This window comes from Ectothiorhodospira variabilis (genome assembly GCF_022227625.1).
Taxonomy (GTDB): domain Bacteria; phylum Pseudomonadota; class Gammaproteobacteria; order Ectothiorhodospirales; family Ectothiorhodospiraceae; genus Ectothiorhodospira; species Ectothiorhodospira haloalkaliphila.
Genome location: NZ_JAJNAO010000056.1, coordinates 1 through 582, shown reverse-complemented (window position 1 = coordinate 582; position 582 = coordinate 1). Strand labels below are relative to the sequence as shown.

Here is a 582-nt window from a genome sequence, read left to right as displayed (position 1 = left end):
TGGCATTGCCTTCTGCACTGCTCCACAGACCGAACACATTTTGCTGCTGGGGAACCAGCGGTCGGCCACCACCACCTGTCCACCCCGCTGATCTGCCTTGTACGCCAGTTGCCGACGGCACTCATGAAAACTCATGTCGGCAATAGAGCGGGCCAGATGCCGGTTCGCCATCATGCCGCGCACATTCAGATCCTCGATGCCGATGGTATGAAACCGACGGGTCAGATCCGACGTGAGCTTGTGCAAGGCATCTTGGCGAATGTTGGCAATGCGGGCATGCAGTCGTGCCAGTTTTGCCTTGGCCTTGTTCCGGTTGCTGGAACCTTTTTGCTTGCGTGACAGGCTGCGTGATACCCGCCGGAGTCGCTTGAGCAGGGCGGTATGCGCCTTGGGGCCGGTGATGGTGTCTCCCGTCGAGAGCGTGGCCAGTGCCGACACCCCCAGATCCACCCCGACCGAGCCTTGGTTTTCAGCTGGTCGCCTGGGTGGATCTTCGGTCTCCACGGTGATGCTGACAAACCAGCGGTCGGCGACGCGGGAGACCGTCGCAGACATGATTTTGCCGGCAAAGCGCAACGACTC

General features: G+C 60.7%; 1 protein-coding gene. It reads right to left on the bottom strand.

Features of this window, described 5'->3' with window-relative positions:
• Positions 1–555: RNA-guided endonuclease InsQ/TnpB family protein (locus LPW30_RS15895; RefSeq protein WP_239681367.1), on the bottom strand; the 555-nt coding region annotated here is incomplete at its 3' end.
• Between the last annotated feature and the right edge of the window lie 27 nt (positions 556–582).